The sequence below is a fragment of the Thermoanaerobacter uzonensis DSM 18761 genome, from assembly GCF_900129115.1.
Lineage (GTDB): Bacteria > Bacillota > Thermoanaerobacteria > Thermoanaerobacterales > Thermoanaerobacteraceae > Thermoanaerobacter > Thermoanaerobacter uzonensis.
This window is the reverse complement of record NZ_FQUR01000009.1, coordinates 84,940-100,610: the sequence shown is the minus strand read 5'-3', so window position 1 is coordinate 100,610 and position 15,671 is coordinate 84,940. Positions and strand designations below refer to the sequence as shown.

General features: G+C 32.6%; 13 protein-coding genes. All 13 read left to right on the top strand.

Annotated features, from left to right (window positions below; translation table 11 throughout):
- Positions 1 to 59: 59 nt before the first annotated feature.
- The 13 genes from BUB32_RS05135 (at position 60) to BUB32_RS05075 (ending at position 15,670) form a co-directional block, all read left to right on the top strand.
- A complete protein-coding gene (locus BUB32_RS05135) occupies positions 60 to 1,562 on the top strand; it encodes an NAD(P)/FAD-dependent oxidoreductase (RefSeq protein WP_072968024.1) in 1,503 nt (500 codons plus the stop codon).
- The gene (locus BUB32_RS05130; RefSeq protein WP_072968022.1) at positions 1,555 to 2,814 is read left to right on the top strand and encodes an NAD(P)/FAD-dependent oxidoreductase; all 1,260 of its coding nucleotides are present in this window, start codon (positions 1,555 to 1,557) and stop codon (positions 2,812 to 2,814) included. Before BUB32_RS05135 ends, BUB32_RS05130 begins: the two co-directional genes overlap by 8 nt.
- Before the next feature lies 1 nt (position 2,815).
- A complete protein-coding gene (locus BUB32_RS05125) occupies positions 2,816 to 3,181 on the top strand; it encodes a DUF1667 domain-containing protein (protein WP_003866565.1) in 366 nt (121 codons plus the stop codon).
- 19 nt (positions 3,182 to 3,200) lie between these two features.
- On the top strand, positions 3,201 to 4,835 hold the full coding sequence (locus BUB32_RS05120) for a sigma 54-interacting transcriptional regulator (protein ID WP_072968020.1): 1,635 nt from the start codon (positions 3,201 to 3,203) through the stop codon (positions 4,833 to 4,835).
- Positions 4,836 to 5,236: 401 nt separating this feature from the next.
- Positions 5,237 to 6,235 (top strand): dihydroxyacetone kinase subunit DhaK, encoded by a 999-nt coding sequence (gene dhaK, locus BUB32_RS05115; RefSeq protein ID WP_072968010.1) that lies wholly within the window; start codon positions 5,237 to 5,239, stop codon positions 6,233 to 6,235.
- Positions 6,236 to 6,253: 18 nt separating this feature from the next.
- Positions 6,254 to 6,892, top strand: a complete 639-nt coding sequence (gene dhaL / locus BUB32_RS05110) for a dihydroxyacetone kinase subunit DhaL (protein ID WP_072968009.1) — start codon at positions 6,254 to 6,256, stop codon at positions 6,890 to 6,892.
- Positions 6,893 to 6,906: 14 nt separating this feature from the next.
- Positions 6,907 to 7,299 (top strand): dihydroxyacetone kinase phosphoryl donor subunit DhaM, encoded by a 393-nt coding sequence (gene dhaM, locus BUB32_RS05105; protein ID WP_072968008.1) that lies wholly within the window; start codon positions 6,907 to 6,909, stop codon positions 7,297 to 7,299.
- 235 nt (positions 7,300 to 7,534) lie between these two features.
- Positions 7,535 to 9,349, top strand: coding sequence for an MBL fold metallo-hydrolase (locus BUB32_RS05100; RefSeq protein ID WP_327192058.1), 1,815 nt, complete (start codon positions 7,535 to 7,537; stop codon positions 9,347 to 9,349).
- 10 nt (positions 9,350 to 9,359) lie between these two features.
- Positions 9,360 to 10,940, top strand: coding sequence for an Hsp70 family protein (locus tag BUB32_RS05095; RefSeq protein ID WP_072968006.1), 1,581 nt, complete (start codon positions 9,360 to 9,362; stop codon positions 10,938 to 10,940).
- Entirely contained in the window at positions 10,930 to 12,507 is a 1,578-nt protein-coding gene (locus tag BUB32_RS05090) for a HEAT repeat domain-containing protein (RefSeq protein ID WP_072968005.1), read from the top strand. Before BUB32_RS05095 ends, BUB32_RS05090 begins: the two co-directional genes overlap by 11 nt.
- Positions 12,508 to 12,519: 12 nt before the next feature.
- A complete protein-coding gene (locus tag BUB32_RS05085) occupies positions 12,520 to 13,470 on the top strand; it encodes a hypothetical protein (RefSeq protein WP_072968004.1) in 951 nt (316 codons plus the stop codon).
- Positions 13,471 to 13,481: 11 nt separating this feature from the next.
- Entirely contained in the window at positions 13,482 to 14,978 is a 1,497-nt protein-coding gene (locus BUB32_RS05080) for a hypothetical protein (protein ID WP_072968003.1), read from the top strand.
- A 2-nt stretch (positions 14,979 to 14,980) separates the two neighbouring features.
- The gene (locus BUB32_RS05075; protein WP_072968002.1) at positions 14,981 to 15,670 is read left to right on the top strand and encodes a TIGR01906 family membrane protein; all 690 of its coding nucleotides are present in this window, start codon (positions 14,981 to 14,983) and stop codon (positions 15,668 to 15,670) included.
- The last annotated feature ends 1 nt before the right edge of the window (position 15,671 follow it).

Below are 15,671 nucleotides of genomic sequence, written 5' to 3'. Positions count from 1 at the left end.
ATATAGCCGACAGGGTCGGTTATATATGGTTTTTTATCTTTTAAGGAGGTTTTATGACTATGAAAGAAATGTACGATGTTTTGATAATAGGTGCTGGAGTGGTTGGATGTTCAATTGCAAGAGAACTTTCAAAATACAAATTAAAAATATTAGTTGTAGAAAAAGGTGAAGATGTGGCTTCGGAAGGAGCTTCTAAAGCTAATAGTGCAATACTACATGCGGGTTATGATCCTGTACCTGGTAGTTTAAAAGCTAAATTAAATGTGCGAGGAAACGAAATGTACGATGTTCTGTGCAAAGATTTAGACGTTCCAATAAAGCGAACTGGTTCTTTAGTGGCAGCTTTTTCTGAAGAAGAGGTAAAAGAGCTATATGAGTTGTTTGATAGAGGAATAAAAAATGGTGTCAAAGGGTTGTCTCTCATTACAAAAGATATGGTCAAAGAGATAGAACCACATATAAATGACACTGTAGTTGCAGCTTTGTATGCCAAAACAGCAGGAATAATATGTCCTTATGGATATACTATTGCAGTGGCAGAAAATGCTGCACAAAATGGAGCAGAATTTGTTTTTAATTCAGAAGTAATTGATATCAAAAAAAATGGGGACTTCTTTATAGTAAAAACTCACAAAGAAGAATTTTACAGTAAATATGTTGTCAATGCTGCAGGACTTTATTCAGATGTCATAAATAACATGGTAGGGGCGAAGCCATTTTCTGTGCATCCTAGAAAAGGAGAATATTTGATATTAGATAAAGACCAAGGATATCTTGCAAGGACAGTAATATTCCAGGTTCCAACTAAAATGGGTAAAGGAATACTAGTTTCTCCTACAGTTGATGGAAATCTACTTATTGGACCTACTTCAGAAGACATACAAGATAAAGAATTTAAAGCAACTACCAGAGAAGGGCTCAATAAAGCAATTACAGTTGCAAAAAGAAGTGTGGATAAATTTGATGTCAGAAAGACCATCACTCAGTTTACAGGACTTAGAGCGACTCCTGATACAGAAGACAAAGACTTTATAATTGGAGAATCTGATGTGAAAGGATTTATAAATGCTGCTGGAATAGAATCTCCTGGTTTTACTGCGGCTCCTGCTATCGCTGAAATGATAAGGGATATACTTAAAGATGCTGGACTTAAGTTGATTGAAAAAGTAGATTTTAACCCAAAAAGAAGACCAGTCATAAGATTTACTGAACTTTCAGATGAGGAAAGAAACAAGCTTATAAAAGAAAATCCTGCTTATGGAAGAATAATATGCAGATGTGAGACAGTGACAGAAGGAGAGATAATAGATGCGATAAGAAGACCTGTAGGTGCAAAATCTTTAGATGGTGTTAAAAGGCGTGTAAGAGCTGGAATGGGAAGATGCCAGGGAAGTTTTTGTGGGCCGAGAGTTGTTGAAATATTAGCAAGAGAACTTAATATTTCTCCTCTTGAGGTTACAAAGCATGGAAGAAATTCGAATATACTAACTGCAGAGACAAAAAAATTTTTATTAGAAAAAGCATCGGAGGTTTTAAAGAAAGAGGTGTATGAGAATGCTTAACTATGATATAGTCATAATAGGTGGCGGCCCTGCAGGCTTAGGTGCTGCTGTAGAAGCCTATGAAAAGGGTGTAAAAAATATAGTCATAATTGAAAGAGATAAATATCTTGGGGGTATTTTAGAGCAGTGCATACACAATGGATTTGGACTTCAGGAATTTAAAGAAGAATTGACAGGACCAGAATATGCACAAAGATTCATTGATAAAGTAGAAGAATATGGTATAAATGTAATGTTGGAAACTATGGTTTTGGAAATAACTCCTGATAGAATTGTAAAAGCTGTTAATTCTAAGGAAGGTGTGTTCACAATAAAAGCTGGAGCTATAATTTTAGCTATGGGATGCAGGGAAAGGCCGAGAGGTGCTATTATGATACCTGGCACTCGCCCAGCAGGTATTCTCACAGCGGGTACTGCTCAGAGGTATGTAAATATGGAAGGATATCTTCCAGGGAAAGAAATAGTGATATTAGGTTCTGGTGATGTTGGGCTTATTATGGCGAGAAGGCTTACATTAGAAGGAGCAAAAGTCAAAGCAGTTGTAGAACTCATGCCTTACTCTAGTGGACTTACAAGAAACATCGTTCAGTGTTTAGAGGACTTTAATATTCCTCTTCTTTTAAGTCATACTGTCATTGAAATTCACGGCAAAGACAGGGTAGAAGGAGTTACAATTGCCAAAGTTGATGAAAATAGAGAGCCAATTTTAAAGACTTTACAGTATATAAGTTGTGATACGTTAATACTTTCTGTTGGCTTGATTCCTGAAAATGAGCTTTCCCAAAAGGCCGGTATAGAGCTAGACCCTATAACAGGAGGACCTATTGTAAATGAAATGTTAGAAACAAGTGTTCCTGGAATTTTTGCTTGTGGCAATGTCCTTCAAGTTCACGACTTAGTTGACAATGTTACTGCAGAAGCGAGATTGGCAGCTAATTCAGCAATACGATTTATTCGAGAAGGCGAATTTGGAAAAAGCAATATTTTTGTAAAAGCTGGTAATGGCATACGTTATGTTGTTCCGCAAAAGATAAATGTAGATAACATAGAAAAAAGGATAAAATTCAGAATGAGACCTGTTAACGTTTATAACAATGCTATGTTAGCAGTAAAGTCAGGAGACAAATATTTACTAAGACAAAAAAGGCAGCGCTTAACCCCTGGTGAAATGATTGATGTAAATTTAAGTAAAGACATACTAAAAAATGTAAATATTGAAGAAGGTATTGTCTTTTTGGTTGAGGAGGGATAAAATGGAACTAAAAGAAATTACATGTATAGTATGCCCCTTGGGCTGCAGGATACAAGTTGAAATGGAAGGAGGGGAGATAAAAAGCGTAAAGGGATATTCTTGTTCTAGAGGATTAGAATATGCTAAAAATGAAGTTACTATGCCTAAAAGGACTATTACTACAAGTGTGAGAGCGATAGGGGGACATCTTCCACTCTTATCAGTTAGGACAAAAGAGCCTGTTCCAAAAGAAAAGATACAAGAAATAATGCTTGAATTGGCCAAGGTAGAGGTTAAAGCTCCTGTAAAAATAGGAGATGTAGTGGTGAAGAACATTTTAGGTACGGGGGTTGACATAATTGCTACAAGAAACCTTTATGTAAAATAAGTTTTTGTGTGGTGATAAAATGGAGGGAAGAAGGGAAATATTAAGAACTCCTGTGAGCATACATTCCCAGATTGCTGCCCATATTGTTCAAAAGGTTAGTCACATAAGCAGACAAAACAATGTAAGCATATTTTTAAGGAAGATAAATGACAGTAGGTTGATTCCTGCAAATAGTATGTTATCAATGGTGACTTTTTTTGCTTCTCGGGGAGAAGAAATAGAAGTAGTGGTAGAAGGATCAAATGTGGACAATGCCATAAAAGAGTTTAAAGGCTTTTTTTACAACGAGTTAGGGAAAGAAAAGGAAGAAAAAACTACTTATGAACTTTTAAAAAATACCTCAATAGCCTATGAGAAAATATTTAATTCTATTGGCTCAGGACTTATAGTTACTGATGAAAATGGGGCAATAATGATTTTTAACAAAGCAGCTGAAAGTATTACAGGGATTAATATGGACCAGGCTATAGGGAAAAAAATACAAGAAGTGATGCCGGATATAAAAATTGCCGATGTGTTAAAAGCTGGAAAAGAAGAGATGAATAAAAAACTAAAAATAGGCACAAATGTGGTGTTAACAAATATAACACCTATTTATACAGGTACAAAAATAGAAGGGGCGGTTATAGTATTTTATGACTTCCCTCAAATAGAATATTTGGAAAATGAGCTAAAAAGAGACAGAAAACTGGACAAAGCATTTGATATAATAATAGGCAATAGCGGAAAATTAAAAGACGCTCTTACTATTGCTTCTAAAGCTGCAGAAACTGATTCAACGGTCCTCATAAGAGGGGAAAGTGGAACGGGGAAAGAACTGGTGGCTAATGCAATACATTACGCCAGTAAGAGAAAGGATAAACCATTTATAAGGGTAAATTGTGCGGCTATTCCTGTGACTCTATTGGAGAGTGAACTTTTTGGGCATGAAAGAGGAGCTTTTACTGGAGCTGTAACTCAAAAGATAGGAAAATTCGAATTAGCAGATGGAGGAACGATATTTCTTGATGAAATAGGAGATATTCCACCTGAGATTCAAGTAAAGCTTTTGAGAGTGATTCAAGAAAAGGAATTTGAAAGAGTAGGGGGAATAAAAACTATAAAAGTAGATGTGAGGATAATTGCAGCTACAAATAAAGATTTAGAAAAAGCTATAAGAGATGGAGCTTTTAGGGAAGACTTGTATTACAGGCTGAATGTCATACCTGTAATTTTGCCCCCATTAAGGGAAAGAAGAGGAGATATTCCTCTACTTGTTGAACATTTTATAGAAAAGTTGAACAAAAAACTAAACAAAAATGTAAAAAAGGTTACGAAAAAAGCTATGCAAGCATTGATATATTATGATTGGCCTGGGAATATACGAGAATTAGAAAATATAATTGAAAGGTGTATAACATTAAGCGATACTGATTACATCGATTATGAAGATTTGCCCCAATATATTCGAAATGAAACTACTAATGTATCAGATGATGATATTATTTATCTTGGAGAAAATAGTGAGCTACTTACAATGGAGGAATATGAGTACAAAATAATAAAGGCTGCGCTACAAAGATATAAAAGCTTTAATAAAGCAGGAAAAATTTTAGGACTTACCCATAAAACTATTGCTGCAAAAGCAAGGAAATTTGGACTTGTTGATAGATAATACCAAAAAAAATAAATAGTTGATACTTTTTACCAATATAGCCTTTCGAGGCTATTTCAGACTGTAGACAAACTTTCGTAAATAGGATATTTTGCAATCGGTGCGACTTGTGACAAAGCGGCAACAAAACTTAACAAAACCGAGGGTGGAGGCAGGGCCGTAGCCACGGATGGCGGAGGCGGGCACTAAGACAAGGATGTCGAATGTGCCCGGTACCCTGCCGGAACCCGAAGGTCGAGTTTAGTTTTGTCGCTTTGGAACATCGGAGTGACGATGCAAAATATCCTATTTTAAAAATTTTTTACTTTGTCAACAAGCTATATCTGTTCGGTACAATTTATTTGGTGGCACGTAAATTGCATTTAAAAACTAACAAAAGTAAATTTAGGAGGAGGTAAATTATGAAAAAGTTGATTAATAATCCTAATGATGTCGTGAAAGAAATGATAGAAGGTTTGCTGGCTGCTCACCCATCTTACCTGAGAAAACTTGACAACATAAATGTAATTGTCAGAAAAGACGCACCTGTAGAAGGAAAAGTTGGACTTGTAAGTGGTGGTGGCAGTGGCCACGAGCCTGCTCATGCAGGATATGTGGGTTATGGAATGTTAGATGCGGCTTGCCCTGGTGCTGTCTTTACTTCACCTACACCTGACCAAATTTATGAAGCGATTAAGGCAGTGGATGGAGGAAAAGGAGTATTATTGATTATTAAAAATTACACAGGTGACGTAATGAATTTTGAAATGGCTAGAGAAATGGCACAGATGGAGGGAATAGAAGTAGATGAAGTGATAGTGAACGATGATGTTGCAGTAGAAAATAGTACTTGGACGCAGGGAAGACGTGGCATTGCTGGAACTGTGTTTGTTCATAAAATTGCTGGAGCAAAGGCACAAGAAGGGGCTAGCTTACAAGAAGTAAAAAGAGTGGCTGAGAAAGTAATTGCAAATGTAAGGTCAATGGGAATGGCACTAACACCTTGTACTGTTCCAGCAGCAGGGAAACCCAGCTTTACTCTTGCAGAAGATGAGATGGAGATTGGTATAGGAATACATGGAGAGCCTGGAACTCACAGAGAAAAAATAAAACCTGCAGATGAAATAGTAGAACATTTAATGGAGAAAATAATAAATGACCTGCCTTATAAAGAAAATGACGAGGTTGCTGTTATGATAAACGGGCTTGGTGCAACTCCTTTAATGGAGCTTTATGTTGCGAACAGGAAAGTAACAGAAATCTTAGAGAGTAAGAAGATCAAAGTTTACAAAACATACGTGGGAGAATTTATGACCTCTCTTGAAATGAGTGGATTTTCTATAACATTATTAAAATTAGATGAAGAACTTAAAACATTGTTAGATGCGAAGGCTGATACACCTGCTTTCAAACAATTATAAATTTTTAGGAGGTAGAAGATGGTTATCACAAAAAATGATGTCCTAAAAATTGTGGACAAAATTGTAGAGGTTATAAAAGAAAATAAAGAGTACCTTACAGAGTTGGATGCCGCTATTGGTGATGCGGACCACGGAATAAATTTAGATAGAGGATTTGATGCCGTAAAGCAAAAATTGACCACATTGTCTGAAACTACTGATATAGGGACAATATTAAAAACTATAGGCATGACACTTGTATCTACGGTGGGAGGAGCTTCTGGCCCTTTATATGGTACAGCTTTTATGAGGGCTGGCCAAGTAGTTCAGGGTAAAAATGAACTTTCTGAAGAGGATATAGTTAAAATCTTTGAAGCTGCTTTAGATGGCATCAAACAAAGAGGAAAAGCCGAAGCAGGAGACAAGACTATGATAGATTCTATTGAACCTGCATATAAAGCTTTAAAAGATAGTTTAGATAACAACATTGCATTACCTGAAGCATTAAATAGAGCAGCTAATGCTGCAAAAGAGGGAATGGAATACACTAAGAATATTTCTGCAAGAAAAGGAAGAGCAAGTTACTTAGGAGAAAGAAGCATTGGACACTTGGATCCAGGGGCAACATCAGCATATTTGATGATAAAGTCTTTTTCTGATGTTGTCAATTTATCATGATGGTGGAGGAAAAAATGGTTGGAATAGTATTAGTCTCTCACTCAAGAAAAATAGTAGAGGGGATTTATGAACTTGCAAGCCAAATGACAGGTGGAAAAGTTCCCATAGGGATAGCTGGCGGGACACAAGATGGCAGATTGGGAACAGATGCTACAGAGATAATGGAGGAAATTAAAAAAGTAGATGAAGGAGAAGGAGTAGTAGTTTTAGTTGATATTGGAAGTGCTGTAATGAGTGCACAAATGGCGATAGAACTGTTGGGAGAGGAATATGAAGGGAAAGTAAAAATTGCTGATGCACCTTTAGTGGAGGGAGCAATTGCAGCTAGTGTAGAGGCTTCTATAGGTAGTAATTTTGATAAAGTTCTTTTAGTGGCAGAAGAAGCAAAAAAACTTAATAAATTGTAATAGTTTTTTAGTCTGGACAAAATCCAGACTTATTTTTTGTGTAGAATTTTTACTCAAAAGGTATTAAAATAGAAACATAGGGAGGTGGTGAGATACGTCATTCTTAAATATTTATGATGTATACGATAACAACCTAAAAGAATTTATAGAAAAGGAGGATTATGTAAATGCTTATTGGTATGTTTTTCAGCAAAAAAGTTTAGTAAAAAATTTGGACAAAAAATTATATGAGTATTTGCTGTTGTGGCAGATAATACTTGAAATTTATATTGGTATTCCTGAAGAAGCAAAAGAGCATTTTTTTGAGCTAAAAAGCGAATTAGAAATTGACGAACATAATTTAACTTTGTTTGTAAAAAGTGTGATTCTTTTAGATTTGGTAGAACAATCTTTAAAAACAAAAAATCTTTTTGAAACATTAATGAATTATACTGAGGAAGACCAATGGATAAAATTTTATTTATTGTTACTTTCTTTTAAAAATAAAAGAAGGATTTTAGAAGTTTTGGAAGAATTACTTTATATGGAGAAAAAAGTAGAAGATAAATTGTTACTGCCTAAAATATATGGACTTATAGCTGAAATATACGAAGAAATTGGTGAAATAAAAGGACACCAATTCTTAGATAAAGCTTATAAATTAAATCCTCAAGATTTATATATATTGCGGCTAAAATTAAAATATGGCCTTATTAGTGAAGAAGAAAAACAAAATCTTAAGCTTTATCGCTTGTTTCCAGAAAATTCAAAGTTAATAAATGAATATTACCATAAAACCAGAAAAAATTTTAACTCCATCCATAACTTTAAATTTTTTTGTTGGGGAGGGGATAATATTGGTGCTAGCTCTTATTTGGTATCCTATGAGGGAATAAATATTTTACTAGATGCGGGAGCTTTGATTAAGGATAAAACCTTATATTACAATTCTATAAAAAATTTACCTATAGATATTAAAGATATTGATTTGGTAATTATTACTCATGCTCATTTAGACCATTCTGCAGGAATTGTGGAATTATTAAGAAAAGGTTTAAACTCTCCGATTATAATGTCAAGGGCAACTCACGAAATTTTGAAGCAAATATTTTTGCGGGGACATACAAGATTAGAGATAAAAATAGAAGAGGAGATTATAAATTTTGACAGTCAGATTATAAGTTTTGATACAGAAGAAGAAAGTAGTTTTAGAATAAAAAATAAAGAAGTAAAACTTAAGTTATTTCCTGCGGGGCATGTCTTAGGGGCTGTAGCTGTGTATGTTGAGATTGAGGGGATAAAAATTTTTTATACAGGTGATTTTACATTAAAAGATGTGGAAAGCAATAAAGGACTTAGATTTCTTCCCAATTTAAAAGTAGATATTTTAATAACTGAAGCTACTTATGGTTACGGCAATAACTTTGGTGTCCAAAATAAGTATTTACAGGATAAATTGATACTTAAGTCGATAGAAAAACTATTGAAAGATGAAGAGAGAATACTTTTGCCTGTATATGCTATTGGTAAAGGGCAAGACCTATTATTATTTTTTAGAAAAACTTTTTCATATATTCCTTTTAATGTCTATGTAGATGGAGATGTAGCATATTTTAGCAAATTATATGAAAATTTTGTTGGGCCCATATATGGGAATGGAATACTAAATGCGGCTGAAAATACTTTATACACTGATAGAAAAGATTTTATAAAAAAGGAAATAACACTGGGCAATTGCGTGATTATCGCCAGTTCAAATGACGTAAAAGAGGGAAGTGCATCTTTTATATATGCTTCTGAAATAAAAAATTTCTCAAAGGGCTGTATTATGAATCTCGATGCTAATAATAGAGAAATTGAAGGTTTAAAAAATTATCAAATTGGAATGTTAAATCATGCAAATATGGTAGACCTATTAGAAACAGTTATAAAGATGGCTCCATCTGCTGTTTTTGTAATTCACAGGGGATACGAAAGTAAGAGTGAAATAACTATAGAAACAATTTTGAAAAGGATTGAAGGAATAAAAGTTTTTGCACCAAAAGAAGGAGAAATAATAGAACTTCAATAGGGGGGAGTTTATGAAAAGATATGTAGGAATAGATTTGGGTACTACGAATACGGTTGCATCAATTTTGGAAATATCTCAAGAAGGGGAATTACTGCCTCGGGTCATAGATATTGGACAGTTTAATGAAGACTATGAATATATTTATGATAAAATATTGCCTTCTTGTTTATATGTAGATGAAAGTGGAAATCAGTATGTGGGCAAAATAGCACAGTATATGAAAGCTAAGAAACCAGAAAGAGTTATTTATAACAGTAAAAATTATATAGGAATGCCAGGTTATTTTTGGGAAATTGATAAAAAACTTTTTTCACCGGAAGAAGTGGCAGCTTTAATATTAAAGGAAGCTAAACAGAGTTTGGAGAGGGAAATTGGCGAAGAAATAGTAAATGCGGTTATAACTGTGCCAGCATCTTTTAATCACGACCAAATTCGGGCGACAAAAAAAGCTGCAAAAATGGCAGGATTTGATGAGCAAAATACTTATTTTATTTCCGAGCCTACGGCAGCACTTCTTGATTTTATAAATACTGAAAAGAAATTGCCACAAAACAAAAGACATTTAGACTTTTCACAACCGAGAAAAATGTTGGTATTCGATTTGGGAGGAGGCACTTGTGATGTCTCGATATTAGAAGTCCAAATGACGGATAAGGACTTCATTGTAGAAGAAATAGCTATCTCTTCCCATACTCTGGTAGGAGGAATAAATTTTGATTTAATGGGGGGCATTTATCTTTTGGAAAAATATTCAAAAGAAATGGGGGATTTATTTGATAATGAAAATGAAAAAAGGCATGTATATAACAGAATGGTTTGGGAGATGGAAAAGGCAAGAAAGTTTTTTAGTATTTCAGGTGGGGAAGGAGTAATATATGAAAATATTATAGAAAATTTTATAAAAGGGAAACCTTATAAGTTTAAAATATCTAGTAAAGAATATGAGGAGTGTATAAGACCTTTATTGGTTAAGGAAGGAAACATGGGATATAATGTCGTAGATCCTATTTTAGATACTTTGGAAAAAGCGGGGCTTATGATTCAAGATATAGATGATGTACTTTTGACAGGAGGTATGAGCAATTATAAGCCTGTGCGAAATACAATAGAAAAATTATTTATGAAAAAAGCTCTAATAAGTTTACACCCTATGTTTTCAGTGGCGAGGGGGGCAGCAATCTACCACTATTTAAGCGAAAAACTGAATAAAGGAAATAACAATATCAAAATTGAGCCTGTTTTGGCTTCCAATATATACATTGATATAAAGAATGGCTTGCCCTTTTTGATTGTTTCACAAGGTACAAAGGCACCTTATGAAAGAGAGTATGACAAGATTTTAAGAGTAACTAATGCTACGGGGATGCGATTGGATATATTTTCAGGGAAAAATATATGGGACCCAAAGATGAAGCGCTTAAAAAGTCTTCAATTAAATTTTTCAGAGTTAATAAAACCCGGAACGCCTATTTCTCTAAAAGTAAGTTTTGATAGAAATAGGATTTTGACTTTGAGCGCATGGGTAATAGCTTCTACGGAACAAAGAGTCCAAGTGGCTATTGACGAGGAGAGTGAAAACTATGAGCATTGACTGGAAAGAGTTGCTTTTGGAGAATAAAAATATTTTTATAGATGTTTCAAAAGAGGTGATGGATGATGGAATGGAATATTTGGGAGCAAAAAGGCTGAAAGATAAAGATAAAAACTTTAAAAGAGAACTATTTAAATATTATATTAGCGAAACTAATGCAAAACTTATTGGAGAAAAAATTCAATTGCTGTCTACTCTTAACCAATCTGCACTAGCTTCTTTAGAAAAAGACATTGTTGAATTAGGGAGAAATATTTTATCAGAAGGGCAAAATCCAATTGAGATGATAGTATATAGTACAAAGGCTTTGGATTTAAGACAAGAAGAAGTTTTTAAAAGAATGGTAAGAATTCTCAAAAATATATCAAATAACAGCGGTGAGGCCCGCGATGCTCTTATCACTATTTTGCAGGAATGGGAATGGGAAGAACAAATTAAACTTGTCCTTCAAACGCTTGGAGAAATAAAAGAAATAAGGGCTTATGAACAGTTAATTACACTTTTAGAAAATGATAATTTAAAGGAAATAGTAGCAGAAACTCTTATAGAATTGGGAGAGAAAAAATGCATTTCTCATATATTGAATATGGTTAATTCCCTTAATGGATTTAATAGCAGAGAAAGACATTTTGCTTTTAAAATTTTAACAAAGCTTGCTGGCTTGGGAGATGAAGCACTAAAGCAGATAATAGAAAGATATTTAGAGAATGAAAATAGCAGCTTGAATATTGTATATTCTAATGTTATAGCGAATTTAAAGGAAAAGGCCGTTGAACATATTGCAGATCTGCTATATGAGGAGAAATATAGTCAAAAAGCTGCGATAACATTAGGGAAAATGAGGACAAGTATTGCTACAGAGTATTTACTTAAGGCTTATTATGACCCTAACATAGAAAACAAAATGAATATAGTGATTGGGTTAGGATATACGAAAGACGAAAGATGTGCAAATATAATGTTGGAAATTTTAAAAAAAGAAAATCAATCGTTAGAGTTAAAGGCTTGTGCTATTACTTCTTTAGCAAATTTGCAAATATTAGAAGCAAAACCTCTGATAAAACAGTTTTTAGAAAATAATTATTTGGCTATTAATGTTTATTCGGCTTTGGTTCAGTTGGGAGAGTTAAAATATCTAAGTAATTTATTCTATTACATTGTAAAACCAGGCTTTCTGGCAGATGAATTGTTAAATGCAATAAAAGAAATTAAAAGATTGAGGGGGCTTAAAAACAGTGACGTAAATAGGCAAATTGCAGAAGGTGTAAAGTATATTATTAAAAATGATGATGGTTATGCTTGTATAAATGCTTTAAAAATAATAGAAACCAATCTTGATGAGGAAATAGCAAAAGAATTAATAGAAAAATTGAAAAATACTAGAAAGGAAGAAATACAGTATTTGATTTATAAAATTTTAGGTAAAAATGCTAAAGGATTAAAAAATATAATTGATGAAAAAATATTTAGTGATGCAATGGAAAGCGAAAGTCCTAGGATTAGGTATTTAGCACAAAAAATCGTTGAAGAGAACTATAAAAAAACAGACAAACTCATTAAAATGTGAGAAGGTGAAAATATGTTGGAATTAAAAAATATGACAGAGAAGAAATATATAGATATTTTTTTATCTACTCTCCCTTATGATGTGCTTATAAAACCTTTCAAAAAAAATACTAATTTACAGAAAAAGTTAGCCGGTTTTCGATTGATAGAAAGTGCTTCTCCACCTAAAAAGATAATTCCAATTCTCAGAGAAGAGATTTTGAAAGGGAATATAGATGAGGAAATGTTTATAAAAGAGTGGGAAAAAATTTACGAAGATTTGGCGAAGCAGATACAGCTTTTGACTCCTGAAAAAATAGAGGAGAAGGTACCAGAGTTTTTGAGTTTATATAAGCCAGAAATTGTTTTTTCCGCTCTTCTGTTTTCCAAAGGTGAGAGTTATAAAAAAATATTACAGGACTTATCAAATCTAATTGAAGTAGAAAAAGAAAAAATAGAAAAAAATATTGATGGGCAAGAAGGTAGTGATAAGTCAGTAAAAATCAACAAAAAACTATTGAGAGAGATTGAAAAATTACAGGAAAAATTGATTCTGCAGGAAAAAAAGAATATAATGGAGATAGAAAGGCTTACTGAAAAAATAAAAGAGCAAGAAGGGGAAATTTTAAGCTATAAAAATAAAATTTCACAGTTAGAAAAGGAAAAAGAAACATTAGAGGAGAGAATAGAAAAAATTGGATTAGAGTTTGAAAAAAGAATGAACAAGATTATTGAAAATGCCTCATCAAAAGAAAGACAAGCCGAAAATTTAAAAATTTCCGTGAATAGATTGCTAGTAGAAATCCAACAGCAAAAGATAGATTTTAACAGTGCTTTGCTTGAAATAAAAGAAATTTTGACTAATATAGAAGAGAAAACAAATTTTTTGCTTGCCAACACTGTAGCTCAACTGGCTGTAACTAAGGAAGAACAAGAGTATTCTTTAGTAGAAGACCTATCGCGAATGTTAAAGATAATTGACTGAGAGGTGTAACAATGCAACAAGATGAAGTAAGAGAATTGCGGGAACAACTTAATAAAATTTCCAAGACGCCAAATGAAATTTCTCTGTTGTTAAAAAAAATAATAAAAAAACAAAAAGAAATAGTACAAATAATCAGCATTTTAGAGCTTTTTAATGAGACAGTGTATTTATATCATGTACTATTTAGGAAAAAGAATGTGGCAAATGCTTTGGTATATTTGGATAAAGAAACACAAAACATTTTGGAGGTTGTTAAGAATATAGCAAATAATACAAAATATTTTAGCCTTATGGAAGAAAAAATGAAGGAAAATATAGAAAAGACGATTAGAAAATATAAAGAGTATTTTGAAAATGCTATAGATGTTTTGTATGGGTATTATGTAGAATCGAGATATGTTAACGAAGTGGTAAGTGATAGAATAAGAGATTTCTTTTCTGAAGAATTGATAGATGAAGAAGAATTTTACGAAAGTGTTATTAATTTTATAAATGAGGTTGAAAAGGAAAAAGAAGAAAGAATAAAAGAAATAATATCCAGCATCCCTTTTGCTATGTCTAAAAAACGCTTTTATGAATATTTAACAAAGGGATTGGAGAAGGATTATCCAAATTATGAAGCTTTTTTGGAAAATGTAATAGATATCGAGGAAAATTTTTATGGAAAATTAATAGAAGGCTACGGCGAATTTTTCCCTCGTATTGCTAAGAAAATTGAATACTTACAGTCACTGGATTTTAAAGAGATGACTCGGGAAGAAATAGACGTGTATTTTAGAAAAAGTGTAGAGTTAATAAAAAGTGTTCAAAGTCTAAGAGAGGTTTCTTTTTCTGTTTTAAAAATTATAAATAGACTATTGATAGTATTTTTGTCAGAAAATAAATTTGAAACTTTATTTAAAAAAGAGCCTTTTATTGGGGAGTATATAGATTTTTATGTTAAATTAAATAAAAGTTCTTTAGATTACAAAGAAATAGAAAAAAATATCAAAACTTGTGATAATGTAATTTCTAATTGGTATTTTGAATTGTATAGGTATAATTTACTATTAGGAGAAATTGATTATTCTGATTTGGACATTATGGAGATTATAGATGAGGGTATATTAGGAGACATTGAAACGCTTTCAGAGTATGAAAACTTGCTAAATGATACCAGTGAAATAGTACTTGAGGATAGTCAAATAGAGGAAGAATTCATAGATATGACTCTGATAAAAGGCGAAATAAAAAATGTTATTTCTTTAATTGAAGATATTTCAAGGAACATGAAAAATGAGTATAGAAAAGCGAGGTTAAGAAGACTTATGGGAATTATTCCTGTGCCTCAGAATTTTGAAAAAGAAGTCTTGTATTATATAAAAAACTCCATTGAACTTAATAATTCACGGAGTAGGAAGTTATCTTTTATGCATACAGTAAAGAAAAAAATAGAGCTTTACAAAGATTTAAAAAATCAAAAAAATCTTTATGAAGCTATTATAAAAGGTGCAAAGGATGTTATTTAAAAATGGTGAGGAAAATTATTCATACCTTTCTTAGTAGTGGCATGGTGGTTTCACTATTTTTGGCTGTTTTTCTTACTAGTTTGCAATATGTGGCTTTTAACGGCGATTTTTACAAGGAGGAATATAAAAAAAATAATGTAATGTCAGTAACTGGCATGAATATTGATGAACTTATGAAAGTAACAAAGATAATGCAGAAGTATTTAATGGACAAAGAAGAAACTTTAGATGTAATGGCAAAAATTAATGGCAGTATGCAGAGAATGTTTAATGATAGAGAATTGGCTCATATGAAAGATGTAAAAAATCTGTTTCAAATGAGTTTTTTAACAAGAAATATATCGATAATAGTTTTTATACTCATTTTTACATATTTTCTTTTTACAAAATCCTTTTATAAAGCATTTAATTATCTTTTAAAAGGGACAATATTTATAATAATTTTCCTGTTGGTTTTTGTGCTGGCGGTGACTTTGAATTTTGATAATTGGTTTACCGGTTTTCACCTTGTATTTTTTGACAATGATTTATGGCAATTAAACGCCGAAACAGATAGACTTATACAAATGTTTCCTTTAGAATTTTTTCAAGATGCTGTGTTTGTAATTTTCAGAAATACTTTTTTTGCTTTTGTAGTCATACTTGGAATATTATATGGGGGCGTGAAAATGGCAAAAAAGCCTGTTTTTTAAA

Coding starts and splice junctions, on each gene's coding strand:
- dhaK (WP_072968010.1), top strand. CDS start 5,237: ATGAAAAAGTTGATTAATAATCCTAATGATGTCGTGAAAGAAATGATA.
- BUB32_RS05095 (WP_072968006.1), top strand. CDS start 9,360: ATGAAAAGATATGTAGGAATAGATTTGGGTACTACGAATACGGTTGCA.
- BUB32_RS05125 (WP_003866565.1), top strand. CDS start 2,816: ATGGAACTAAAAGAAATTACATGTATAGTATGCCCCTTGGGCTGCAGG.
- dhaL (WP_072968009.1), top strand. CDS start 6,254: ATGGTTATCACAAAAAATGATGTCCTAAAAATTGTGGACAAAATTGTA.
- BUB32_RS05130 (WP_072968022.1), top strand. CDS start 1,555: ATGCTTAACTATGATATAGTCATAATAGGTGGCGGCCCTGCAGGCTTA.
- BUB32_RS05075 (WP_072968002.1), top strand. CDS start 14,981: ATGGTGAGGAAAATTATTCATACCTTTCTTAGTAGTGGCATGGTGGTT.
- BUB32_RS05085 (WP_072968004.1), top strand. CDS start 12,520: ATGTTGGAATTAAAAAATATGACAGAGAAGAAATATATAGATATTTTT.
- BUB32_RS05090 (WP_072968005.1), top strand. CDS start 10,930: ATGAGCATTGACTGGAAAGAGTTGCTTTTGGAGAATAAAAATATTTTT.
- BUB32_RS05120 (WP_072968020.1), top strand. CDS start 3,201: ATGGAGGGAAGAAGGGAAATATTAAGAACTCCTGTGAGCATACATTCC.
- BUB32_RS05080 (WP_072968003.1), top strand. CDS start 13,482: ATGCAACAAGATGAAGTAAGAGAATTGCGGGAACAACTTAATAAAATT.
- BUB32_RS05135 (WP_072968024.1), top strand. CDS start 60: ATGAAAGAAATGTACGATGTTTTGATAATAGGTGCTGGAGTGGTTGGA.
- dhaM (WP_072968008.1), top strand. CDS start 6,907: ATGGTTGGAATAGTATTAGTCTCTCACTCAAGAAAAATAGTAGAGGGG.